This is a genomic window from Ruegeria sp. CE9 (assembly GCF_056537425.1).
The window spans coordinates 1-728 of sequence record NZ_JBQFRO010000116.1; the positions used below are offsets into that span (position 1 = coordinate 1).

General features: G+C 57.6%; 1 protein-coding gene. It reads left to right on the plus strand.

What is annotated here, in order from left to right:
- Positions 1-638: BtpA family protein (locus ACR0B3_RS24405; RefSeq protein WP_480811297.1), on the plus strand; the 638-nt coding region annotated here is incomplete at its 5' end.
- Positions 639-728: the final 90 nt, after the last annotated feature.

Sequence of the window (728 nt, forward strand, 5' to 3'; positions counted from 1 at the left end):
GCCTCAAAGCGGATATGGTGCAAAAGCTGCGCGTGGCTTTGGCGTTGCAACCTGTTGCGACTGCGACCATGGCCTATGTCATCGGCCGGCTGCGCGATGAGATCACTGTACCCTTTGGCGTGAATGTTTTGTGGGATCCGAAAGCAAGCCTTGCTTTGGCGGCGGCAACGGGCGCGCGTTTTGTGCGTGAGATTTTCACGGGCACCTATGCCTCGGATATGGGGGTTTGGGCGCCTGATGCGGGTGCGGCCTATCGCTATGGCGCGCGTGTCGGCGCGGGCGATGTTGCAAAGTTTTTCAATATCAGTGCCGAATTCGCCTATAGCCTTGATCAGCGCTCGGTCGCGGATCGTGCGCGCAGCGCCGTGTTTTCGTCCATCCCTGATGCGGTTCTAGTCTCAGGCACCATCACGGGTGAGGCCGCGAAAATGGAGGATCTCGAAAGCGTCAAAGCGGCTGTGCCCGATGCGCCCGTTTTGGCGAATACAGGCGTTAAGCATGAAACTGTGGCCGATGTTATGCGGGTCTCGGATGGCTGTATTATTGGATCGGCGCTCAAGGTGGATGGGCACACATGGAACGCGGTTGATCCTGATCGGGCCAAGGATTTCATGGATCGGGTGCGAGCAATCAGATGAGCGAGCAATTAAAAAAAGATCTTATTGATCTGATGCAGATCGTGGGCCTGTCAGGCCATGAGGATCGGGTGCGCCGCGCGATTGCGGCGC